The sequence below is a fragment of the Fibrobacter sp. UWB2 genome (assembly GCF_002210425.1).
Taxonomy (GTDB): Bacteria; Fibrobacterota; Fibrobacteria; order Fibrobacterales; family Fibrobacteraceae; genus Fibrobacter; species Fibrobacter elongatus.
This window is the reverse complement of sequence record NZ_MWQK01000001.1, coordinates 474,727-499,265: the sequence shown is the minus strand read 5'-3', so window position 1 is coordinate 499,265 and position 24,539 is coordinate 474,727. Positions and strand designations below refer to the sequence as shown.

Annotated in this window: 16 protein-coding genes; 14 read left to right on the top strand and 2 right to left on the bottom strand. The window is 47.1% G+C overall.

Annotation, left to right across the window (positions count from 1 at the left end; translation table 11 throughout):
• The first annotated feature begins 2 nt into the window (after window positions 1–2).
• The 12 genes from B7982_RS02170 to B7982_RS02115 all read left to right on the top strand — a co-directional run bounded on the left by B7982_RS02170 (window position 3) and on the right by B7982_RS02115 (window position 20,013).
• Window positions 3–1,118 carry a hypothetical protein gene (locus B7982_RS02170; protein ID WP_014544875.1) on the top strand — a complete coding sequence of 372 codons (1,116 nt, stop codon included), beginning with the start codon at window positions 3–5 and terminating at the stop codon, window positions 1,116–1,118.
• A 124-nt stretch (window positions 1,119–1,242) separates the two neighbouring features.
• Window positions 1,243–2,850 (top strand): citramalate synthase, encoded by a 1,608-nt coding sequence (gene cimA / locus B7982_RS02165; RefSeq protein WP_073424134.1) that lies wholly within the window; start codon window positions 1,243–1,245, stop codon window positions 2,848–2,850.
• Between the two features lie 71 nt (window positions 2,851–2,921).
• Window positions 2,922–4,211: a histidinol dehydrogenase gene (gene hisD / locus B7982_RS02160; protein ID WP_073424135.1), complete on the top strand. Its 1,290-nt coding sequence runs from the start codon at window positions 2,922–2,924 to the stop codon at window positions 4,209–4,211.
• Between the two features lie 183 nt (window positions 4,212–4,394).
• The gene (gene purL / locus B7982_RS02155; RefSeq protein WP_088659350.1) at window positions 4,395–8,270 is read left to right on the top strand and encodes a phosphoribosylformylglycinamidine synthase; all 3,876 of its coding nucleotides are present in this window, start codon (window positions 4,395–4,397) and stop codon (window positions 8,268–8,270) included.
• Between the two features lie 114 nt (window positions 8,271–8,384).
• On the top strand, window positions 8,385–8,813 hold the full coding sequence (locus B7982_RS02150) for a hypothetical protein (RefSeq protein WP_088659349.1): 429 nt from the start codon (window positions 8,385–8,387) through the stop codon (window positions 8,811–8,813).
• The gene (locus B7982_RS02145) at window positions 8,810–9,418 is read left to right on the top strand and encodes a carboxylesterase (RefSeq protein WP_088659348.1); all 609 of its coding nucleotides are present in this window, start codon (window positions 8,810–8,812) and stop codon (window positions 9,416–9,418) included. The genes B7982_RS02150 and B7982_RS02145 overlap by 4 nt, the downstream gene beginning before the upstream one ends.
• Window positions 9,400–9,891 carry a hypothetical protein gene (locus B7982_RS02140; RefSeq protein ID WP_088659347.1) on the top strand — a complete coding sequence of 164 codons (492 nt, stop codon included), beginning with the start codon at window positions 9,400–9,402 and terminating at the stop codon, window positions 9,889–9,891. The genes B7982_RS02145 and B7982_RS02140 overlap by 19 nt, the downstream gene beginning before the upstream one ends.
• Window positions 9,892–10,082: 191 nt before the next feature.
• Window positions 10,083–12,428, top strand: coding sequence for a DUF4419 domain-containing protein (locus tag B7982_RS02135; RefSeq protein ID WP_233138318.1), 2,346 nt, complete (start codon window positions 10,083–10,085; stop codon window positions 12,426–12,428).
• A gap of 6 nt (window positions 12,429–12,434) precedes the next feature.
• Complete coding sequence (locus B7982_RS02130; RefSeq protein ID WP_088659345.1) at window positions 12,435–14,897, top strand: DUF4419 domain-containing protein; 2,463 nt, start codon at window positions 12,435–12,437, stop codon at window positions 14,895–14,897.
• Window positions 14,860–17,175 (top strand): DUF4419 domain-containing protein, encoded by a 2,316-nt coding sequence (locus tag B7982_RS02125; protein ID WP_088659344.1) that lies wholly within the window; start codon window positions 14,860–14,862, stop codon window positions 17,173–17,175. Before B7982_RS02130 ends, B7982_RS02125 begins: the two co-directional genes overlap by 38 nt.
• A 3-nt stretch (window positions 17,176–17,178) precedes the next feature.
• A complete protein-coding gene (locus B7982_RS02120; protein WP_088659343.1) occupies window positions 17,179–18,441 on the top strand; it encodes a hypothetical protein in 1,263 nt (420 codons plus the stop codon).
• A gap of 144 nt (window positions 18,442–18,585) precedes the next feature.
• The gene (locus B7982_RS02115; protein WP_088659342.1) at window positions 18,586–20,013 is read left to right on the top strand and encodes a glycoside hydrolase family 5 protein; all 1,428 of its coding nucleotides are present in this window, start codon (window positions 18,586–18,588) and stop codon (window positions 20,011–20,013) included.
• 96 nt (window positions 20,014–20,109) lie between these two features.
• Here B7982_RS02115 and B7982_RS02110 read toward each other — a convergent pair whose 3' ends face one another.
• Both B7982_RS02110 and B7982_RS02105 read right to left on the bottom strand, forming a co-directional pair.
• Entirely contained in the window at window positions 20,110–21,381 is a 1,272-nt protein-coding gene (locus B7982_RS02110; protein WP_088659341.1) for a hypothetical protein, read from the bottom strand.
• On the bottom strand, window positions 21,378–22,799 hold the full coding sequence (locus B7982_RS02105) for a hypothetical protein (protein WP_088659340.1): 1,422 nt from the start codon (window positions 22,797–22,799) through the stop codon (window positions 21,378–21,380). Before B7982_RS02105 ends, B7982_RS02110 begins: the two co-directional genes overlap by 4 nt.
• A 132-nt stretch (window positions 22,800–22,931) precedes the next feature.
• Here B7982_RS02105 and B7982_RS02100 point away from each other — a divergent pair, with 132 nt between their 5' ends.
• Together B7982_RS02100 and B7982_RS02095 are read left to right on the top strand one after the other, a co-directional pair.
• The gene (locus tag B7982_RS02100) at window positions 22,932–23,687 is read left to right on the top strand and encodes a YkgJ family cysteine cluster protein (protein ID WP_088659339.1); all 756 of its coding nucleotides are present in this window, start codon (window positions 22,932–22,934) and stop codon (window positions 23,685–23,687) included.
• Window positions 23,684–24,472 (top strand): hypothetical protein, encoded by a 789-nt coding sequence (locus B7982_RS02095; RefSeq protein WP_088659338.1) that lies wholly within the window; start codon window positions 23,684–23,686, stop codon window positions 24,470–24,472. Before B7982_RS02100 ends, B7982_RS02095 begins: the two co-directional genes overlap by 4 nt.
• Window positions 24,473–24,539: the final 67 nt, after the last annotated feature.

Below are 24,539 nucleotides of genomic sequence, written 5' to 3'. Positions count from 1 at the left end.
ACATGGCTAAAAAGAAAAAATTTTGGAAGTCGCCTTCTGCAGAGGCGGCTTTTCGTGGTAAAGAAGACCGTCTTCGCAAGACTCTTTGCGAAATTGTGAACGGACAAAGCCGTTTGTTGCACCGCCCGGACGAACTGTACGAGGCTATTGCGAACGGTCTTGACGATATTGAAAAAATCAAGGATGTGAAGCTCCAGCTTGAACTTTTGGCTTGGACGCTTCGTTGCGATTTCTTGGCGTTCAAGGCTGATGACGAAGAAATGGATACGTGGAATGATTTGTTCTACGATGCCGGAACGTTCTTTATTGAAGTTGCCAAGACTTATGACGACAAGGATTACATTGCGGACCTGATTCACGATTTGGCTGTGCGCCACGTGGGTGGGGAAGGCCGCGAAGTCGTGTTCCTCTCGATTGAAGACGTGATGCCGGTGCAGCGCGCCAAGGCCTTGATTGAAGAGCTTCTGGGCGTGATTGATGCGACGGAACTTGAAAATCGCGAAGACGTTCTCGATGCCATTTGCGATATGGCCGATGCTATCAAGGATACCGAAAACTTTGCGAAGGCTTCGCTTTACAAGGACCCGGACAAGAGCAATGCAACGCTCATCGATATTGCAAACTCTTACTTTGTTGCTGGCAACATTTCCATGGCAAAGCAGTGGCTCGGTGATGTGAAAGATCCGGGTGCCGAAGACGAAGAAGCGTTCCTCGATTTGCAGGCCGCCATTGCTGACCGCGAAGGCCGCAAGACGGATTGCCTCAAGTACGCCACGCGTTTGTACGAATGCTATCCGAAGGTCATGAACCTTTCGAGACTCTGCATGCTCAAGGACGATGCTGGCGTCGACAAGCTTTTGTTCGATCACATCAAGTACCGCGATAGCGGCAAGTGCGATACGAGCTTGATGATGCTCCTTGCAAATCTCAAGAAGTTTGAATTGCTCGAAAGCTACGTCAATCATTACGAACGCGATTTGCCGGGCCTTGAGGCGTCTGAGCTGAATGCGATTTCGGATGAGGTGGAACGCGCTGGAGCAACTGAACTTGCAAAGCACATCCGCGAATGGACTGTTGAAGAACCCGAAGACGCCGAACCCCTCGACGATCGCGAATAACGACTACTTGTCGCTTTTCGCGTATTAAGCTGTCACGCCGGATCTGTTCTGACATAGCTCATTATGCTGTCATGCCGGATTTATTCCGGCATCGCCATTTTTATAAATTTCTATTTTTACCCACATGAAAGTCCTTTTATACGATACAACGCTCCGTGACGGTAACCAAGACCGTAAAATAAGTCTCTCCTTAGCTGATAAAGTCCAGATCGCTCGAATTTTGGACCACTTTGGATTTGACTATATTGAAGGCGGTTGGCCGAACCCCAGCAATCCGACCGATGAGGAATTTTTCAAGCTCATCAAGGACGTAAAGCTCAAGCATGCAAAGATTGCCGCATTTGGCTCTACGCGCCGTCCGGGTATTTTGCCCGAGAACGACCCGCTTTTGCAGGCGCTCATCAAGTCCGAAGCTCCGGTCAAGACGATTTTCGGCAAGAGCTGGGATTTGCATGTGACGGACGTTATCCGCACGACTCTCGAAGAAAATCTCGACATGATCGAGTCTTCTGTCGCTTACCTCAAGGAACATTCCGAAGAGGTGATTTATGATGCGGAACATTTCTTTGATGGCTACAAGGCGAATCCGGAATACGCGCTTGAAACTCTCAAGGCGGCCGAACTTGGCCATGCCGATTGCATCGTGCTTTGTGATACGAACGGCGGAACGATGCCGTGGGAAATCGAAGAAATCGTAAAGAAGGTTCAGGAAAAGATTTCTACGCCGCTTGGCATCCACGTGCATAATGACAGTGGACTTGCCGTGGCAAACTCGATTTACGCTGTGAAGGCGGGCTGCGTGATGGTGCAGGGCGTGGTGAATGGCTACGGCGAACGCTGCGGTAACGCAAACCTCACGACGATTGCTGCCGATTTGAAGTTCAAGATGGACTGCGATTTTACAGCTGCAAAGAAGCTCTCTCACCTACGCCAGTTGAGCAGCAATATCGACCAGATTGTGAACTTGCCGAGCGACGTGCATGCCCCGTACGTGGGCGATGCCGCATTTGCCCATAAGGGCGGTGCTCATATCGATGGCGTCATGAAGGTTTCTCGCAGCTTTGAACATATCGACCCGCATACGGTGGGTAATGACCGCGTGTTCGTGACAAGCGACCAGGCCGGTGGTTCTCTCGTTGTCGAAAAGCTCAAGGCGATTAAGCCGGGCATCGACAAGAAGGATCCGGTGGTGGCAAGCCTCCTCAAGGAAATCAAGGAACGTGAAAATGCGGGCTGGCATTTCGACTCTGCCGAAGCAAGCTTCAAGCTCTTGGTCTATCGCCACTTGGGAATGGTCAAGGAACCGTTCAAGGTGCTCAACTACCGCGTGATTGAAGACAAGACTCCGCAGGGTGTTTCTGTGTCGCAGGCTACGGTCAAGCTCCAGGTGGGCGATAAGATTAGCCACCAGGTGAGCGAGGGCGATGGTCCGGTGAACGCACTCGATGCCGCACTCCGTAAGGCTCTATTGCCGTTCTTCCCGTGCATGGAAAGTGTGCGCCTGGACGACTTTAAGGTTCGCGTGCTCGGTTCCAATGTGGCATCCGATGCAACGGTTCGCGTGTGGACGACGTTTGGCGATGAACACGGCTACTGGAACATGGTCGGCGTTTCGAGCAACATCATTGAGGCCTGCTGGACTGCTTTTGTCGATGGCCTTACGTACAAGATTTTGCTTGAAGACAACGTTATCCCGAATGCATACAAGCATTTGGATGTGGCGTCCGTGTAAATTCGCTGAACCGCGACAATTTGCCAAACCGCGCCGGTTTTAAGAGTTTAAAAAATAGAAGGTCTGTTAAAATGAAAATCGTAAAAGTCACTCCGAAGTCTCAAGAGATTGACAGAATTTGTGGTCGTGAAGTTGCTCCGAGCAAGGAAATTCACGACAAGGTCATGGACATTCTCGCCGACATCAAGAACGGCGGTTATGCCAAGGCTGTTGAATACGCTCAGAAGTTCGATGGCCTCAAGGGTAAGAACCTCCGCGTGTCCGAAGCCGAAATCAAGAAGTCTGCCGCCAAGTGCCCGCCCGAAATGCAGCGTGCGCTCAAGCAGGCTATCAAGAATGTTCGCGATTTCCACGTGAACCAGATGGAAGATTCCTGGCTCATGGAAGGGAAGGACGGCGTGGTTCTCGGCCAGCGTATCCGCCCCATGAAGCGCGTGGGCCTTTACGTTCCGGGCGGTGCTGGAATTTATCCGAGCACGGTCATTATGAATGCGGTTCCGGCCATTGTCGCTGGCGTCAAGGACATCGTCGTTGTGACTCCGATCAAGGGCGAAATCAACCGCGCTGTAGCTTTTGTGCTTTGCGAACTCGGCATTACCGAAGTTTACCACATTGGTGGCGCTCAGGCTATCGGCATGCTCGCTTATGGTGCCAAGGATGGCAAGGGCAAGGTTGTCGTGGAACGCGTCGATAAAATTGTGGGCCCAGGTAACGTCTTTGCCGCTGTCGCGAAGAAGGAAGTCTTTGGCATTGTCGATATCGACATGGTGGCAGGCCCGTCCGAAGTGCTCGTGCTTGCAGACAATACCTGCGATCCGGACTTTGTCGCTGCCGACCTTTTGAGCCAGGCAGAACACGGTTCCGGTTTCGAAGCCGCCATCTGCATTACGGACAACATGGAAACCGCACAGATGATTAGCGAATGTGTGGACATCCAGGTCGAAAATTCCCCGAAGAAGGAACTCTTGACGAAGGTGCTCGACAACTTCGGTCGCATCCTCGTTGTGAAGGACTGGTTCGACGGTGTAGCGATTGCGAACGCCATTGCTCCGGAACACATGGAAATTATGACGGACGAAGCTGAATCGATGGCAGCCCAAATCGAAAATGCGGGCGCCGTGTTTATCGGTCCGTGGTCTTCTGAACCGGTGGGTGACTACTTTGCAGGCCCGAACCACGTTCTCCCCACGAACGGCACAGGTCGCTTTTTCAGCCCGCTGGGCGTCTACGACTTCCTCAAGCGTATGAGCATCATCAAGTATAGCGAAAAGGCTATCAAGAAGAATGCGAAGGCAATCGCTGTCGTGGCTAATGAAGAAGGCTTCATCCACCACGCCGCCGCAGTCCTCAAGAGACTGTAATTGTGAATTGTCATTCCGGCCGGAGCTTGTGCTGAGCGCAGTCGAAGTATGACGGAATCGCCTTACACAGTTCTATTTTCATTTTATGAAACGGCTCCGCATTTTGCGGAGCTTTTCCCGTTTGAAAATATCCTCAAATTGCTATATTTGGGGCGGTAAATATTTAGGCTAAAAGAGGTCAAAATGCTCATTCTTCGTGGTACTCCGGCTCTGTCGGATTTCCGTCTGCAAAAGCTTTCATCTGATTTTAAGGCCGCTGGGATTCCGGTTGCATCTGTGTATGCCGAATTCCTCCATGTGGTGGATCTGTCCGCCGACCTGACCGCTTCCGAAAAGGAAACGCTCGAAAAGGTCCTTCATTACGGCCCGATGCGCGAAGTCAAGGCGCTCGAAGGTGAACTCTTTGTGGTCTGCCCGCGTCCGGGTACGATTAGCCCGTGGAGCTCGAAGGCAACCGATATCGCTCACATTTGCGGCCTCCCATCAATCAAGCGCATCGAACGCGCCGTTGCTTACTACGTGAAGTTTGAAGGTGCCGCTCCCGCCGGTGCCCGCGAAAAGATTACGGCCAAGATTCACGACCGCATGACGCAGGCCGTGTTTGCTGATACTGCCGCTCTCGAAGTTCTCTTCAGCAAGGAAGAACCGCGTCCGCTCAATGTGATTCCGGTCCTTACCGAAGGCCGCAACGCTCTCGTGAAGGCTGACAAGGAAATGGGCCTTGCCCTTTCCGCCGACGAAATCGATTATCTCGTCAAGAACTTCACCGAACTCAAGCGCAACCCGACCGACGTTGAACTTTACATGTTCGCTCAGGCCAACTCGGAACACTGCCGCCACAAGGTGTTCGGTGCCGAATGGACCATTGACGGCGTGAAGCAGGACAAGTCCTTGTTCCAGATGATCAAGAATACCTACCAGCTCCACAATTCCAACATCTTCAGCGCTTACAAGGATAACGCTGCTGTGATGAAGGGGGCTACGGCTGGCCGCTTCTACGCTGACCCGCGTAACAACAAGTACGACTTCCACAACGAAGAAGTCGACATCCTCATGAAGGTCGAAACCCACAACCATCCGACGGCTATTTCTCCGTTCCCGGGTGCCGCTACGGGTAGTGGTGGTGAAATCCGTGACGAAGGTGCTACGGGTAAAGGTTCCAAGCCGAAGGCCGGCCTTACGGGCTTCAGCGTTTCGAACCTCAAGCTTCCGGGTGCAGTTCAGCCGTGGGAAAAAGACTTTGGTAGCCCGTCCCGCATTGCATCCGCTCTCGACATTATGATTGACGGTCCGCTCGGTGGTGCCGCATTCAACAACGAATACGGTCGTCCGAACATCCTCGGTTACTTCCGTACGTTCGAACAGGAAGTTTCTTCTGAAAAGGGTACCGAAGTTCGTGGTTACCACAAGCCGATTATGCTTGCTGGCGGTCTCGGTAACATCAAGCACCAGCACATTGAAAAGGGCCACATCGACCCGGGTGACCACTTGATCGTTCTTGGTGGTCCGGCCATGTTGATCGGTCTTGGTGGCGGTGCTGCGAGCTCTGTTGCTAACGGTGCCGGTAATGAATCTCTCGACTTTGCTTCTGTGCAGCGTGAAAACCCGGAAATGGAACGCCGCTGCCAGGAAGTCATCGACCGCTGCTGGGCGATGAACGAAGAAAACCCGATTACATTTATTCATGACGTGGGTGCAGGTGGACTTTCGAACGCCTTCCCGGAACTCGTGAACGATGGCGGCCTCGGTGGTAAGTTTGAACTCCGCAACGTGCCGAACGACGAACCGGGCATGAGCCCGTTCGAAATCTGGAGTAACGAATCCCAGGAACGTTATGTTATCGCAATTGCTGGTGACAAGCTCGATGTGTTCGACGCTATCTGTAAGCGTGAACGCTGCCCGTACGCAGTGGTGGGCGAGGCTATCCCAGAAAAGCACTTGACCCTTACGGACAAGCACTTCGGTACGACTCCGATCGACATGCCGCTTGGCGTTCTCCTCGGCAAGCCGCCTCGCATGATCCGCAATGAAAAGTCCCAGAAGCGCCCGCTCTCTTCTCAGGTGGTGCCGGCTGGCGTGACGGTGAAGGACCTTGCACATCGCGTGCTTGCTAACCCGACTGTTGCAGATAAGACGTTCTTGATTTCCATTGGTGACCGTTCCGTGACGGGTATGATTTGCCGTGACCAGATGGTTGGTCCGTGGCAGGTGCCGGTTGCTGACTGCGCCGTGACGAGTGCAACGCTCGACACGTACGAAGGCGAAGTCATGAGTATGGGCGAACGCGCTCCGATTGCTCTCATTTCTCCGGCCGCTGCAGCTCGCATGACGGTTGCAGAATCTCTCACGAACATGGCTGCCGCTTGCGTCCCGGATATGGGTCGCGTAAACTTGTCCGCAAACTGGATGGCTACGCCGAACTACGAAGGCGATGGCGCAGACCTTTACGAAGCTGTGAAGTCCATCGGTATGGAACTCTGCCCGGAACTTGGCATTACGATTCCGGTCGGTAAGGACTCCATGAGCATGAGCACCGTGTGGCAGGACGAAAAGGGTAGCCACCGCGTGACTGCTCCGATTTCTCTTGTGATTAGTGCCTTTGCTCCGTGCGCTGACGTTCGCAAGACGCTCACGCCGCAGCTCTTGCAGAAGAAGGACACGACGCTTGTGCTCGTGGACCTCGCTCGTGGCAAGAACCGCATGGGCGCATCCATTGCCGCTCAGGTTTACAACCTCCTCGGTGACAAGGCTCCGGATGTCGATTCCGCTAAGGAACTCCGCGCCTTCTTCGAAACGATCCAGAAGCTCAATGCCGATGGCAAGATTATGGCTTACCACGACAAGAGCGATGGCGGCCTCTTCACGACGGTTGTCGAAATGGCATTTGCCGGTCACGTGGGTGTGACGCTCGACGCTACTGCTCTCAAGGGCAATGTGATTGACGCTTTGTTTAACGAAGAACTCGGTGCAGTCCTCCAGGTCGCAAACGCAGACCTCGCTGCTGTGAAGGCAGCTTTCGAAGCTGTCGGTCTCGGCGATACCGTTTCTGAAATCGGTAAGCTCAACGATACGTATAACATTGTGATTGGCGACTACGCCGAAGGCCTCTCTGACCTTCGTGCCATCTGGAGCGATACGACTCGCCGCATTGCCGCCCTCCGCGACAATCCGGAATGTGCCGAAAGCGAATACAAGCTTAAGCTCGAACAGGACGATCCGGGTATCACGCCGAAGGTCACGTTCGATCTCGCTGCTAGCGCCAAGGTCATCAAGGATTACGCAAGCCGCCCGAAGATGGCTATTCTCCGTGAACAGGGCGTCAACGGCGAACTCGAAATGGCTGCTGCATTTGCAAAGGCTGGCTTCGAATCCATCGACGTTCACATGACGGACATCCTCTCTGGTCGCGTAAGCCTCAAGGACTTCAACGGTCTCGTTGCTTGCGGTGGCTTTAGCTACGGTGACGTTCTCGGTGCAGGCGAAGGCTGGGCCAAGAGCATCTTGTTCAACCCGAAGGCTCGCGCTGAATTCGAAGCTTACTTCAACCGCAAGGATACCTTCACGCTCGGCGTTTGCAACGGCTGCCAGATGGTCTCGAACCTCAAGGATTTGATTCCGGGTGCCAAACACTGGCCGCGCTTTGTGCAGAACATCTCCGAACGCTTCGAAGCTCGTTACTGCTCTTTGAAGGTCGAAGATACGCCGGCTGTGCTCCTCAAGGGTATGGCTGGTTCTGTCCTCCCAATCGCTGTTGCTCACGGTGAAGGCCGTGCTGAATTCGCAAGCCGCGAAGCTGCCGAAGCTTGCCTCAAGACGGGTCTCGTGGCTCTCCGCTATGTCGACGGCAAGCACGAATACACCGAACGCTACCCGCTCAACCCGAACGGTTCTCCGTTTGGCATCAACGGCCTCTGCTCTGAAGATGGCCGCGCCCTCGTGATGATGCCGCACCCGGAACGCGTGTTCCGCACCTGCCAATACTCTTGGCACCCGGCAGAATGGGGTGAAGATGGCCCGTGGATGCAGCTCTTCCGCAACGGCCGTATCTTCGTAGGGTAATAACCGCGCCTTACACGCTTGAAAAATCCGCTTCTTGCTTTACCGCAGGGGCGGATTTTTGCATCTATGAAATTGTATATTTAATGCTGTAGTAAATGGGGCTGTTTTCAGAATATGTTTAATTTAATCAAGTTTGGCTTAGTTTGTACATTGGTTGCTTTATCGAGCGTATTTACCTTTGCTGCAAAATCTGTTCCTCTTGAAACAGATAGTGTCAAAGTCCTGTATGTCATTGATTCGAATGATGATGAAAAGGTTGAATTAATGATGTCTCGTTCTGTGCTTGATTCGATTCTTCAAGATGTAGATAGTGTTTATTTGGCCCCTTTTGGAGCATGCCTTTGCGATTGTTTCGGTGAAGATCAATTGTTTTTTTCTTTCTATGACAAAAAAAATCCCATAGAAAAATTCTACGGAAATAAAGGTATGCCCGAAATTTGCAATCAGTTTACCAGTAGTTTAGACATGGTTTTCAAGTTAAAGAATGCTCGCAAAATCAACGCACTTGCAGATTCTTTATTTAAAAAAGCGAAAAAGAAATGAAAAAGCTCGTTATTTACGTTCATGGGAAAGGCGGCAATGCCGACGAAGCAAATCATTACAAGCCCCTTTTCCCGGATTTTGATGTCGTCGGCTTTGATTACAAGGCTGAAACTCCGTGGGATGCCAAGCAGGAATTTTCGGCGTATTTTGACTCGGTTGCTGCAAACTACGACGAAGTCGTGCTTATCGCGAATAGCATTGGCGCGTTCTTCTCGATGAATGCTTTGGGCGAAAAATGCATCAAACAAGCGCTCTTCATTTCGCCGATGGTGAACTTGGAAAAGCTCATTTGCAATATGATGCTTTGGGCGAACGTCTCCGAAGATGAACTCCGCGAAAAAGGCGAAATCGCGACTGCATTCGGCGAGACGCTTTCCTGGAAATACCTTTGCTACGTGCGAGAGAATCCCATCAAATGGAATGTCCCGACGCATATTTTGTACGGCTCCAATGACAATTTGACCGATCTTGAAACGATGCGCGAATTTGCTCAAAAGGTGGATGCGTCGCTCACGATTATGCAAGGCGGTGAACATTGGTTCCATACCGACGAACAGATGGATTTTTTAGACAGGTGGATTGAAAAATGTCAGAACAAACATTAACTCGCGAAAACTTAATTGAATTTTTCGGTGAACAAGAATATGAAAAACTCTGCCGCCACGAGGCGGGCCACGCTCTAATCGCATTCCTGTTCAAACGCCAGATTGATTACGTCAGAATCAATAATTCCAAGGAAAAGCCAAGTGCTACGCGTATGCCTGGAAACTCGCTCGATGGTGCCGCTCACATCGCTATTGCAGGCCACATGTCGGACTTTTTAATCCGTAAAAATTTTGCTTGCGATTTCGACACTGTTATGAAAGAACTCCCGATGGAGCTTTACAGGAGTGACCCTGATTACCAGAGTTTCCAGGCTGCTTGCTATTACTACCAGCTTGCCGAAACAAACGTTGTCGAACAAGTTTACAATCTCATGATGGCTTGCCAAAAGTCGCTCACCGCAATCGTCGCCGCCTTAAGCGAAAAAACGAATTTGAGTGGAGCCGACCTCGCCGCCATTATGAGCGGTAAGTAATCCCTTTTCGACCATGTCATCCTGGAGCCGAAGGCGATAGGATCCATTATTTCTTGTATCTACATTATTTTACTTTTTATTATAAAATTTCTGCAAAGCTATGTTTTTATATTGTTAGTATGCATAGCTTTTACAAATTCTTTTACCTCCTCCTTGCTACAAGCGTTCTGCTCTCTTGCGAACGCAAGCAAGTGAATAAGCCTATTGATGTTTCGCCGGATTCTTCACACAAGATTTACGGCTTTGTCCGTGATACGAGTGCTTACGCGATGGTCGTCGATACGTCCGTTCACGATAGCGCTTTCCGCGAAGAAACTGTCCCTGTAGAGAAAGGGGGCTTTGCGGAGTATTTTTCAAGTTTTCACCAAAAGGGTTCCCCTGAAACTAAAATCTTCTATGCCTATTCGGATTCTATAAGTCCATTTGTAAAGGGACGTTCCCAAAAATCGGCTTTTATAGATTTGGTCGCTTTGGCCTATGCTAGACACTATGCCATGGAAATAAGTCCAGATGATATTTGGCTGTTGATTTTAGATGGATTTCGATTACATGTAAAGAGCAATAGTGATTCTTTGAAAGACCTTTTTGTTGGCCCGGATGTCGATACGGACATTAAGGTCTTTGCGAATCATCTGACTATGGAATCTACGCACGAAGAATGGTTTGGCGTCATTGCAGATTTTTTCGATAATCTTCAAGAAAAGTTGCCGCCAGAAACGGGTGCTCCGTTGCGGACGAAATTTTCGACCACAAGCCCGGTCGATTACAATATTTCACGTTCCATGGTTATGGCCATAGCGTCTGAATATTATACATATTTTGCCTATACTTTTTGCGGTATTCCCCAAATAAGGATTAATGGCACAAAAGAGGATTGGAGCTTGTTGAAGGATTCTTTTAATAAGCTTGCAACTCGCCTTGATATGGAATGGTGGTCACAACAGTTAAATCCGATTCTTGATGAATTTGTTAAAGCTTTCGATGGAAATAGTTCTATCGCTTTTTGGAAAAATATATATAAGCTATACGAACCCAAAGGATGTGGAAATCCTAAATTCAATGGCTGGTTCTCCAAGTTCTATCCGTACTTGATGGGATATTCTGATAAAATGGAGTTTGTAAAACGTACAGATTGGGAACATGATGTCGATTTCGAAACCCTGCCGAATGCTCTTACGTCTGTTGATGTTAAATGGAACTATTTGGGTCAAGAAGTTCCTTTGAAACTTTATACAGGATTTGTCGGAGTTCAGGTGGATACGGCTTCGAAAATGCTGAAGGCTGCTAGAGGGTACGCTTTGCGCTCGCAATGTGGCTGGTGCAATATAAAGAATGTTGCGGATACATTGACTTACATTCCTGGGAAACCGCATCGTATGCTAGAGATGTTGGCCATCTCGGATTCAATGAATATCTATGATAAGAACGGCCTCTCTTTTGCGACACACGACCGCAAAGAAATTGAGAATTTTATAAAGGCTTCGAACTACAAAGACGAATATATGGAACCATCTATACGGTCCAGAATAGAAAAAAAGTATAAATCGATTTTGTCGGTCAACCTGTTCAAAGATGGAAAACTCTTAGATCACTTGCAATATTTCGTTGTGCCTGAAGAGAATGCTGGCGGGATTCTTACCCTTCAGGGCGTGGTTGCAATAAATGACAAGGAACGTATTGAATCCTTCTTTAAGGAGCGAAATATCGCTATTGATGGCGTGGTTAAGGATTTTGAAAATGAACAATCCCTCCCGAAATTAGACGTTGAAATCTTTGTGGATTCGGTGGCCCTTAGAGAAGGTAAATCTCTTAGAGAAAATCTAGAAATGAGTGCATTTAAAACAGGGATAATCCAAGCCTTCAAAAACTCAATGGGCTGGCGCCTCAAGAGATTGTTGTATCGCTATTATAATGATGATTTTAATTTATCCGCAGTAGCGTCAATGAAGTATAAAGAAAATGGTCGTGTAGATGAGCATGTATCCTTATCCTTGGAGCCTGATTCCAATAAAGAATTCAAAGAGGAATTGAGGGATGTGTTACATTACGGTTATATGCCTCTGAAAGTTCATACGGATGTTGGCAATAATGAAATCGCACAAGAAATTGTTGATTTCGTTAAAATCCATCTTGCGTTTACAAGGGAATACCGCATGGTTTGCAAGCAGAATGGGCAAGATGCCAAAGATTCTGTCGATATCATTGGAGCTCCGTCTGCAAAAAAGAGCCTTTGCAGTGAAATTAAGTTCTCTAAAGACCTTGCAACAGGCGGCGTTGTCCGCTATGAATGTATAGAATACAATAAAATAATAGTGCCTAAGAAACGAGAAAAGATGTTGAACTCTAAAGATTCTACACTTGCAGACTCTCTTATGGCTAGGTTCAACGCTTTGTATGGGGAACCTCGTGAAAGAATTCGTTCCACTTATACAAATGCGTATTTTAACAAGCGTAACGACGTATATGATACTCGTTATAACCTCCCGATATCGCAAGTCGTAAAGCTTAAAATTCCAGCTTGTTTCGTGGAAGAATGATAGATTATGCATAGCCTTTACAAATTCCTTTTCCTCTTCCTTGCCGCATGTGTTCTCTCTTCTTGCGAACAGAAACGTGATGAGCCGGTGATTGAGATTTCTTCGAAACCGACCGAGAGTTTTGAAGGCTTTGTTCGCGACACAAGTGCTTATGCAATGGTCATCGATACGACCGTTCGTGATAGCGTATTCAATGGAAAAATCGTCCATGTAAAAAGAGGCGGCTTCGTAGAGTATTTTGCAAACGAAGCGGAGAATTTAGGAACGAACGGGCAAAAAATTTTCTATACGTATTCCGATTCCGTGAATCCGTTTGTTAAAGGTTATTCTGAAGAACCTTCTTTCATTAATCTTGTCGCCCTTGCATACGCCAAGCATTATGCTATGGAAATAAATCCAGATGATATCTGGCTTATGATTTTGGACGGCTTCCGTCTACATGTCAAGAATAATCGCAAAGCCCTCAAGGACCGCTTTGTAGCTCCGGGTACTGATACTGTTGTCTCGGTTATGGATAATTCGTTGACTCTAGAATCTACGCACAAGGAATGGTTCTATACGCTCTCGGAACTGTTTGATTCATTGCAGGCGAAGTTGCCTCTAGAAACGGGCGCTCCGTTGCGAACGAAATTTTCGACGACAAGCCCTGTGGATGCAAATATTTCTCGTACGATGACGATGGCTGTGGCATCGGAATATTATTCGTATAGGGTTACAACGCTTTGTGGAATTCCGAAAATAAAAGTGAATGGTACAAAAGAGGACTGGACTTTACTCAAGGATTCCTTTAACAGACTAGCTTCACAGTTGGATATGAAATGGTGGGCGGATGGACTTAATCCTATTTTAGATGAGTTTATCAATATTTATGATGGCAAAATAAATCTAAAACATTGGAAAAATATTTATAAGTATTACGAACCCGAAGGTTGTGGTGCTCCTGATTTTAGTGGCTGGATTTCAAGATTGTTTCCTTATACAAAAGATTTGTATTCTGATACGGAAAAATATATCAAACGCAATGATTGGAATAAAAAATTAGATTTTAAACAAGTTCCTAGGGGAATTACTTTTATAGATATCCGATGGGAATACTTTCAGGAGATAATTCCATTGAAACTTTATACCGGTTTTATCGGTATGCAGGTGGATACCACAAATAATATGTTGAAGGCTTCTAGAGGTTATGCTCTTGTCTCTTATGGAATGCAAAAGTTAAAAAATGTTGCTCGGAATACAAAGTATATTCCTGGAAAAGCATATCGTTTGGTGGAATCTTTGGCCCTTTCGGATTCCATGAATATTTATGGGGAAAAAGGCTTGGTTTATGCAACTAATAACGCTGACGAAATAGAGGAATTTGCTGAATTTTCTTCCTTTGATGAAGAATATCCTGAAACCGAATCGTGGCGTAGGGAAATGGTCGGGGTTGGTGAACCCAATCTATCTATCAATTTGTACCGAGATGGCAAGCTAGTGGATCATTTGCTTTATTATGCGAAACCTCGAAAGGAAACATTCAAGGAGCGCGTACTCGATTTTTTGACTTCGGATTATGATGGCGCTATGCTTTCGTTGCAGGGCGTTGGGCGATGGAAAAAGCCTGCTGCAATCAAGAATTTTTTTAAGGAACGCGATATTCCTATAAGCGGGACTGTCAATGAATTTGAAAATGAAAAATCTCTCCCGAAATTGAATGTCGAAATTTTTGTGGATTCAGTTTTCCTTAAGAGTGGAAAATCTCTTAGAGATGGTCTAGAAATGCGTGCTTTTAAAACAGGAATTGTCCGAGCGATGAATAATTCTATGGGTTGGCGACTCAAAAGGTTGTTGTATCGCTATTATAAGGAAGATTTTAATTTATCTGGTCTTGCCTCATTGTCGTATAAGGATGATGGTTCTGTATTTTTACCGTCCGCGAGTACGAGTAAAAATAAGGCTTTTGATAAAGAACTTCGTGATATTTTGTATTACGGATGGAAAAATAAGGCTTTTGATAAAGAGCTTCGTGACATTTTGTATTACGGATGGATGCCGCCGAAAGTTCATACGGATATAGGCAATGAAGAAATCGCTCAAGATATTATCGACTATGTCTTAATTCATCTTACTTTTACAAGGGATTACCGCATGGTTTGTAAGGAGAATGGGCGAAATGCTAAAGATTCTGTCGATATTGTCGGACCAGATGTAAAGAAAGATCTTTGTAACGAGATTACGTTCTCGAAAGACCTTGCGACTGGCGGTGTTGTCCGCTATGAATGTATAGAATACAATAAAAAAGTGAAGTACGGGGAACGCTCTGAAGAAATCGAACCGAGACATACAAACGTCCGCTTTAACAAGTATGACGCTGTGTATGATGGTCGCCTTTCGATATCGCAAGTCGTAAAACTTAAAATTCCGCCATGCTTTGTAGAAGAAAAACTCAATGAAGAAAAAAAATACAATGAAGATTTCCGTTTCTAAATACCTTCTCCTCGTCCTTGCCGCATGCGTTCTGTTCTCCTGCGAACAGAAACGTGATAATGTTCCCGAAAATTCGTCGAGACTCGTAAAAGAAAATGCGAGCTTTGTCCGTGATACGAGTGCGTACGTGATGGTTGTAGATACAGCCGTTCACGACAGTGCCATCAATGGCGAATTGATTCCAGTAAATCAAGGTGGTTTTACTGAATATTTTAAAGGCTATTCGCAAGAAGGAACGAATGCGAAAAAGATGTTTTATGCGTATTCGGATTCCACAAGTCCTTTTATTAGGGAGTCGTCTTCTATGGAAATGGCCTTTATAAATGTGGTGGAACGTGCGTATGCTGATCATAATTCCATAGAAATAAATCCTGACGATATATGGCTTACAATTTTGGATGGCATTCGACTCCATGTAAAAAGCAACCGTGATTCGTTGAAAGAACGCTTTGTGTCACCGGGGACAGATACTGCCATTGCAATCGTGAATAACTCCCTTTCGTGGGATACTACGTATGAAAAATGGCATGGCGTTATTGCGGATTTGTTTGATTCTCTGCAAATGAAAATGCCTGTAGAAACTGGAGAACCGCTGAATATTAAATTCTCGACGACGAATCCAATTGATTACAACGTATCTCGTTCTATGGTGATGGCGGTAGCGTCGGAATATTACACTTATACCTTGATTGAATCTTGTGGAATTCCGAAAATTAAGGTGAATGGTACGAAATTGGATTGGAGCTTGCTTAAGGATTCTTTTAACAAACTTGCTTCACGATTGGATTTGGAATGGTGGGCGAAAGAGTTGAATCCTGTTCTGGATGAGTTTATCAATATTTTTGATGGAAAAATCAATTTAAGCCATTGGAAAAATATCTATAAGTATGTTGAATCTGATGATTGCGGAACAGATCCGGTTAATGGTTGGATTACCAAATTTTATCCTTATATAGGCCGTGATAACCTAGAACGTCGTACGGATTGGAATGAAGGCGTTGATTATTATGATGTCCCGATGGGGTTGACGGATGTTGACGTTAATTGGATTTATTATGGTAAGAAAATTCCTTTGAAAATTTATACGGGTTTCGTCGGGATTCAGGTCGACACAACAAGAAATATGCTGAAAGCTTCTCGTGGATACGCACTCATGTCTTATTGCGGTTGGTGCGATATGAAATCTATTGCAAAGAATATCAAATATATTCCTGGAAAACCGCTGCGATTACACGAGTCTTTGGCAATCTCGGATTCTATTGATGTCTATAATGCGCAGGGATTGGCTTATGCGACAAACAATCCGAAGGAAATTGAAAACTTTGCCGTTGCATCATCGTTCAAAAAAGAAACGGATGAATCATACGATACTTATGAAATTAGAGAAAAAATTGCTGACTCCGAACCGATTTGTGTAATTAACTTATATAAAAGTGGAAAAATTATAGAACATTTGAGCCTGTATAAGCAGCTGAATAAAAAATATGTTGTTCTTTTACAGAATATCGGGGTTCTGAATGATTCTCTGTCTTTGGAAACTTTTCTTAAGGAACGCCTTGTTTCCTTGGGGGATGAGTTTAATGAATTTACAAATGATAAGAGTATTCCCAAATTAGATGTAGAGGTCTTTGTTGATTCTTTTGAACATAAAGATGGTGACGTTATTGGTGGAGAATTTTATTACAAGTTTAAAAGACCGGATTTCGATGGGACTTTCGTTTGGTTGTTGAAAAAGGCCTTTTATAAGCACTATAAAAAAGATTTTAATTTATCGGTTGATGCAAAACTTGTGTATGGCGAAAATGGGCAAGTTGTAAATGTTATTATGAATACAAAGCGTCCTAAGTACAAAGCTTTTTTAGAAGATGTTAAGGACGCTCTTTATTACGTATGGGATAGTCCCAAAATAGATAATGACGGAGTTGGCGATTTTATTATAAAATCAATGAAATTGCATTTATCCTTTTCAAGAAAATACCGCATGGCCTGTAAGCAGAATGGACAACCCGCAAAAGATTCTGTTGAGTTTGTGGGTTATTCAAATGCACAAAAGAACCTTTGCAGTGAGATTATCTTTACAAAAGATCTTGCCACAGGTGGTGTAAATTATTATAGATGTAATGAGTTTAATAAGGGATTTCGACGATTAAAAAATAAAATCATTCCTGTTTTTACTAATTATAGTTTTGATCTGTCTTACGCAGTGAATTTTCGCAATTTTCCGTTGTCGCAGGTTATAAAACTCAAAATTCCGCCTTGCTTTGTGGAAGAAAAATAAATTATGCATCGCTTTTACAAATTCTTTTTCCTCGTCCTCGCTGCATGCGTTCTGCTCTCCTGCGAACAGAAACGCGATGAAGTTTCTGTGGATTTTATTCCTGGAAAACCGCGACTTTTGCAAGAATCTTTAGCGCTTGCGGATTCTATGGTTGTTTATAACGCGCAGGGCTTGGCCTACACAACGAATAGTTTGAAGGAAATAAAAAAATTTGCCAAGGCTGCAGTGCTTGATGAAGAATATGTTGAATTTGAAAGAAATCTTAAAGACGTTTATCTGGATGAAGCGAATTTGTCTGTTAGCTTATTTCAAAAAGGGAAACTGATTGATTATTTGTTCTACTATGAAAATTCTTATTCTTGGGATACCCTGTTTGAAGGAATTGTGTATTCGCTGCAAGGCTACGGCAGAATGAAAAAACTGGCCCCTATTTATACTTTTTTCAAAGATCGAAATGTTTCTACAGAGGGCAAAACGGCAGAATTCAAAACACGACCGAATCTACCAGCATTGAAAGTGAATATATATGTTGATACATTTGAATTAAAAGAAGGAAAATTTCTTAGTGATACGATGCCACCACGCGAATTTGAAACGGGACTTGTTAATAGTGTGAAAAGGCCTTGTCGTTGGCTTCTTGACAGAACTTTCAAACGATATTATAAAGAGGGCTTTAATCTTTCTGTTGATGCTACGATTACATTTGGCGATAGTGGCCGTGTTACGAATGTTTCAATGGATACTGATCATCCTGAGTATAAAGATTTCTTGGAAGAAGTCAAATCCATTCTATATTATGCATGGATGCCGCCAGAAGTGCGAACGCAGCTTGTTGTTCGTCAAACGTGTCCTATATTTACCGAATACCTTCCTCCTGAATTGCGTTCTCGGCGTATTTTTGGCAAGATCGCAGCACAAGAAATTGTCAAGTCAGAAAAGGTCCATCTTTCGTTTTCTAGAGAATATTTCCAAGAATGTAATGGCGAGGAAAGTGAAAAAGATTCCATTGAGATTGTCGGCTATTCTGACGTCATCAAAGAACACTGTGATGAAATTCGATTTTCCAAAGACCTCGCTACAGGTGGGATAAATTATTTACGATGCATACAAGGGAAGGCTAAAAGAGATCCGCTGTTCCCCAAAAAGCCGGTTAAACCTGCGAAAGCTTCGACCCTTTTTGATAGGTACCATGCGATGTACGCCAAAGAAGACCTTTCTTTAAATCAAGTCGTAACCCTCAAAATTCCGGCCTGCTTTGAGCCTTAGCTAACACCTCATTTGACAAATCGTCAATGCTTTTAACGGCAAATCTTGGGCTTTTGCTGAGCATAGATGTATATTTAGGTTTGGTGTATGATCTTTCGTTGTTTGGGGATAAAACGCGAATGGCATAGAACCAAAGGATTAACTATGTTGAAACAGCACATTCGCGTTGCTGCTCTTTGCAGCGCGTTCTCTTTTGCATTGGCGTCAAATTCCTTCGCGGCAGATTTGCCGACGGCAAACGAAATGTTTGCCAAGATGGGCTTTGGCATAAATATCGGGAACACGATGGAAGTTCCTCAGAATCCGACATGGTGGGGTAACAAGTTCCCGACTGAGGCGTACATTGATTCGGTCAAGGCGGCGGGCTTCAGCACGATTCGCATTCCGTGCGCGTGGTACAGCCATTCGAACGCCTTGTCTCGCGATTCTAGCAGGGCGGACATTGTTCCGGGCGCTGGCCCGAACGAAATTGCGTCTAGCTGGATGGATTCGGTGCAGACTGTAGTGGATTACTGCATGCGCGCAGGCCTTGTGACGATTTTGAACATCCATTGGGATAACGGCTGGCTCGAAGGCAATCTGAACGATCAGGAAAAGGACAAGGTGAATGCCCGCCAGAAGGATTTCTGGACGCAGATTGCAAACCGCTTCAAGAATTACAACGAAAACTTGCTTTTCGCCAGTGCAAACGAGCCTGCGACAACGGACGACAATTACAAGCATGAAACCGAAATCCTGATGACGTACCACCAGTCGTTTGTGGACGCCGTGCGTGCAACGGGTGGCAATAACGCTAGCCGTACGCTCGTGATTCAGGGACCTTCGACGAGTGTGGACCGCAGTTGCGAAGTGATGCCTGTGAGCAAGCTCCCGAAGGATGTGATTGCAAACCGCCTGATGGTCGAAGTGCATTTCTATGACCCTTATACCTACACGCTATTGAATGACGTTGTTGATTGGGGCGCGCAGGTTTACCCGCAGTACTACTGGGGCGATGACCTCGCGACAGGTGCGGATATCGTGCATAACTGTGGCTACAACGCCTGGGCGGGAGCTATGGGCGACAAGTGCACCAGCGCACAAATTCAGGACCAGTTTGGCAAGATGAAAAAGAACTTTGTCGATAAGGGCGTGCCTGTGATTATCGGCGAGTTCGGTGCGAATGACCGCGTGGGCGTGTTGACGGGTGACAATTATGCGAAACACCGCAAGGGCCGCCTCGCTTATTACGAAGCCGTGATGAAACTTGCAAAACAAAACAAGGTCGTGCCGATTGCTTGGGATACCGGTCACGAAGGCGAAAACAATATGACCATTATCCGCCGCCAAACAGATCCGGATGGCTCCGTATTTGATATGGATATCCTGAACATCATGCGTCACGCTTATGGCCTTGCGGATTACGTGAACAACGGCATTACGCATGTGGAAAACTTCAAGACCGACGATGGAACGATTTCCATTTTCAAGCGTAATCGTCCGGTGCAGTCCCGCAGCTTGCGCACCTCCCGCACTTACGACTTGCTCGGCAAGCAGAACCCGCAGGCAAGAGTCGTGAAAGTTAAGAAATAAGTCATCCCTAACCTCATACATCAAAGGCGGAGCTGAACTCCGCCTTTTCTCGTCATAAAAAAAGTCGCGCTTTTCAATGCGCGACCTTTGTCTAACTTAGAATCCGATGCTTGCCTGGACCATGTAGATTCGGTTCTCGTCCTGGCCAGTGTAGTAGCCGCGTTCTTCGCCCCAGGTGGCCGCTTCGACCGTGAAGAAGCGTAGTATTTCTAGCCCGACACCTGCAGAGGGGTAACCGCCTCTGAAACCGCCTGCAAGCCTGAGGGTGATAAAGCGAATTTCATTATTGAGGCCTGGAATTGCGGCGAGTGTCTGTTCCAGTTCAAAACCGAAGTTCAAGTGCGTAAAGAACTTGTAATTCCTATCGGCATTGAACATGTCGGCAAAGTCTACGGCCACGTTAAATTTGCGGCCAAAGCCTGTATTGCTGTTCATGAATTTCGGGCTGTAATTTGCACCGATGGTGAAATTCGGAATCAGCGTTTCGCCGGCGAGCTGCTTGAAGTAAATGTCTCTGAGCGATGCACCAAAGCGAATTTCGCGGTTGAACTGGTAAAGTACGCCCAAGTCGATGCCAAACGAGAATGTCTTGGAATCAAAGAAGTTGTCAGTCGCATCGCCCGCTTGATCTTTAAGGGTGTCTACAATTGAACTGTAATTGGCAAGACCAACGGTCACCATGTTGGTCTTGTGGCGCTTGACGATTTTACCGCCCAAACCGACAGAAAGTTGATTCGGGATGATTTCGTAGGCGCCACCCATCTGCGCAACAGCATCAATGATGAATGTATCTACAACGACGTAGGGGAGGATGATACCTGCATCAACGTAAGGTGCAACGCTTCCGTTCATCCAGAAGGCGGCACCGAAGTTGTGGAACGCTAATTCCGCATCGAACTTGACTCTTGCTTCCATCGTCTTGTGGTCGTAAGAGTTAATCGTCTTGACGTATTTGGGATTTGCAATAAGGGAATCGAGAATAGCGCCAGTTCTGCTAGATGGCATCGGATGATCTGCGGTTATGCGGTCAGCATCGTTCTGTGCCGCACGGAACAAATCCTGAACATCCTTCACATCGCTGTAAGTCGTGAGGAACTTGAAAATGTCGCCTGCACCGCCGAAGGTGAGCCGCATGTCGCCAATCCAGTTACGCGGGTAGTAACCCTGTTCTGGGCGTTTTTCAAAGTTGCCGAGTCTGTTAATCTGGCTCAAACCTGCATAGTTGTAATGCAAAGCTTCCTTGTCGTCGACAACGGCGACGTGGGCGCCACCCATAGATTCTGCACGGAGCGAAAAATGCGTTGGTGACTTAGCAGAGACAATTCCAAAAGCGCAGGCGAGAATGGCAAGTATTGTTAGTTTATTCATTTTACGATTCTCCCTTCAAACCACTTGAGGAACTTTTCGTCATCGTAATTTGTCCAGCATCCGCCGACCATCTCTGCACGCTTTCTCCAGTCGTACTTGATGTTGTTGATGTCTTTATCCTTACGGATAAGTTCCTTCTTTTCAATGAGGGAATTGACCTTTTCAGTAATTTTGTCGTCCTGGTCTTCTGGGAACATACCACCATCGGCGTACATGAAGTTGATCGTCGTCGTGAACTTGAGCCTGTGGTTCTTCTTTTCATCGCGCTCGTTGGGGTCGCGGTAAATGAATTCCCATTCGTCCAAGTCATCCTTGGTCGTCTTTCCGTCCATGTCGATATCGATGATGTTGTACTTTTCGAGGACGCTGAGGGAGTCGAGCTGGGCCTTCGTCAAATCGTATGTTGTCGGATCTTGGCCAAGATCCTTGAGCTCTTGGTAGTTTGTCGGTCTCTTCTTGACGAGGACAATCGAACGGCTATCACGGACGTCTTCATCGATTTCGCCGTCACCATCGTTGTCGTAATTGTCAAGCGCTTCTTCGTCAACGCATCCGTCGCCATCGTCGTCGCGACCGTTTCCAAAGTTGAAGAATACGTCTTCACGATCCTCAGGAACGGTTTGTGCTCTGTCGTTCATCTGGATGACCGTATTGGCAAGTCCGACCGAGATTTCGGCGTAATCGTCATCTTCAAAATCCTGGCGGGTGGAGTCGGGCAGGTAGGCCTTGATGATTTCGGCAGCGGCTTCTGGTGCAACCTTGATGGCTTCGGCTGCTGCGGCCATGTCATTGAGGAACGGCTTGAGACTATCGCCTAAATCGTTCAGCACGTTGAGGTCCATCATCATGCCGGAGCTGTTGGCGGAGACAACGTTTGAAAGCTGCGTGTTTACGGCCCTGACGCGGAGAGCCGCCTTGGTGAGCTGGAGTATAGTGTAGCTATCGGCGATGTTGCTGAATCGAACTTTCTTGTCTGTCCTGTCGGTTGTGTCGCGGGCGACAAACTGGTTCAGGTAGAACATGACAGAATCGATACCCCGCGAGATGGAGTCCGCTTTTTCGTCGCTCATGACGAGGAACCCGTTGGTCTTCTTGCCGTTAGCGTCTTCATAGCTTTGGGCGTAAGAGGCGAGCTCAAATGCATCGATACCTTCTTGCGCTTTAAGGACTGTCTTGGTGAGGCCAATCCATGCTTCGGAATAGCCGGAATCGGCTCGGATGGCCTTGCTGAAAAAATTACGGGCGGCGTCGTAGTTTGCCTTTTGATACTCTAGGTAACCGTCATGAGTCAGTGCGGCTGCATCGTCATTGTCGGCGTCGCGACTACCCGTTGGGTGGAACAGGTTGCAACCGGCGAAGCCAAGCGACAACGCGATTGTGAGAGACCACATCCATTTGCCTTGCAGTTTTTTTCTCATAAAGCCAGTCCTGAAAATTTTATTCCATTACTCCGTACAATAAAATAACTTCATTCTTACAAAAATGAATAATTTGCTTTTTTTTAATGCCCGTTTTTACGGTATTCCCGTAAAAAAATATATTTGCGCTCAATGAATGCTTATAAAGAGTATTTTCCGACGAAGGCCTACCGTATTGCCGAGATGCGACTTTCAACCCTGCTCCGGGTCGAGAGAGATCGCCTAGATGCAATTGCTACGTCCTTAGGTCGCGAATCGGCCATTGGTCCCGACAATCTGCGGGAGCAGTTGCCCGAAATACTCAAGTTTACTGAAGCTTATCATGCCGCTTACGACCAGTACCTGAAGGCAGTGCTCGTACAACAGCCGAGACCCATACAGTGCAGGCCCGCCTGCGGAAACTGCTGCCACCACTACCCGATGTCGGTGGAACCTTTCGAACTGATTTTCATGTACAGCGAACTGCGCAAGAGGGACGACCTCCTCTCGTTGATGGAAGCCTGCCAGATGCGTTCGGACAAGTTTGAAACGTTGTTCGAGTCGCGCAAGGATGAGGGGCTTTCCGAAGACGATGCCGAAGATAAGGCTTTGCACGATTACTTTGCCTGGTGGCGCTCGTGCCCGTTCTCGAACGGGGTGGGGGACTGCACCGTCTACCCGCTGCGAACCGTCTCTTGCCGTATGTACTTTAGCGAGACGGACCCGAAGTATTGCACGCCTGATATGCTTCAGACCGAAAAGAACGATAGCTATATAGTTTATATGCCAGATGTTGTCGAAGATGCCGTGTACGGAATCTCGGAACATTACGCAGCGCTCGATTTGCCAGAAAGCTTTTTTGGTGGACTGTTGGCGCTGAATGGCTATGAAGGAGTTCTTGGCGCGTGAACGACGGACAGTTAGACTTGTTCGGCTTTGTAGCGCCCCCGAAGGAGCCCGAAGTCAAGGTCCCGTCGCCGGACTGCTCGGCGAATGGCCTTGTGCACTTCAAGTACAATCCGCTCATGAAAAAGAGCATCCGCTGCAAGGGCGGGTTCCTCTTTGGTCACCCGGAAGTTCTGTTGCCTGCGTACATGAAGGCTCCCGAATTTGCCGACGCCCGTGAACTAGCGGCGGAATGGGCTGAACATGCGGTACGCCGTAAAACGCAAAAGAACAAGGCAATTATCAAGGACTTGGTAAACCGTTTTTGGCAGACGGTCGATCAGATTTTTACAGACAAAGGTGAAGCTCCGCTAGCGAGCAAGGGGCGCTTGCCGCCAATCCGTCCGCAGGGTGTACACCACAACTTGACAGATGTGCTAGCCGCAATTAACGACACGTATTTTGACGGTACGCTCACTTGTAGAATCACGTGGAGCAACCGCGTGGGCGGCTTGAGTTTCCATTCTGTGCGCAAGGATCCTGTGACGGGCGAAAGCTTCCACTTGATTAGCATCAGCCGAGGCTACGATGCTGCTAATTGTCCTTTGTATGCAATTGCAGGTGTCGTCTATCACGAGTGCCTGCATATCGTGATTCCTGTCGAAGAACGTGAAGGACGCCGCATTGTGCATGGACGCGAGTTCCGCCAGCGCGAAAAACGCTACATCTATTACGATGAATGGATTAAGTGGCACAAGGAAGTCTTGCCGCGCAACATCCGCGCTATGCGGCATCACAAGGCTATTTAGAACTTAGCTCGCTTCGCTCTTAGAACTTAGAGCTTAGAACAATGCTCAGATCTCTAAGTTCTGCCGA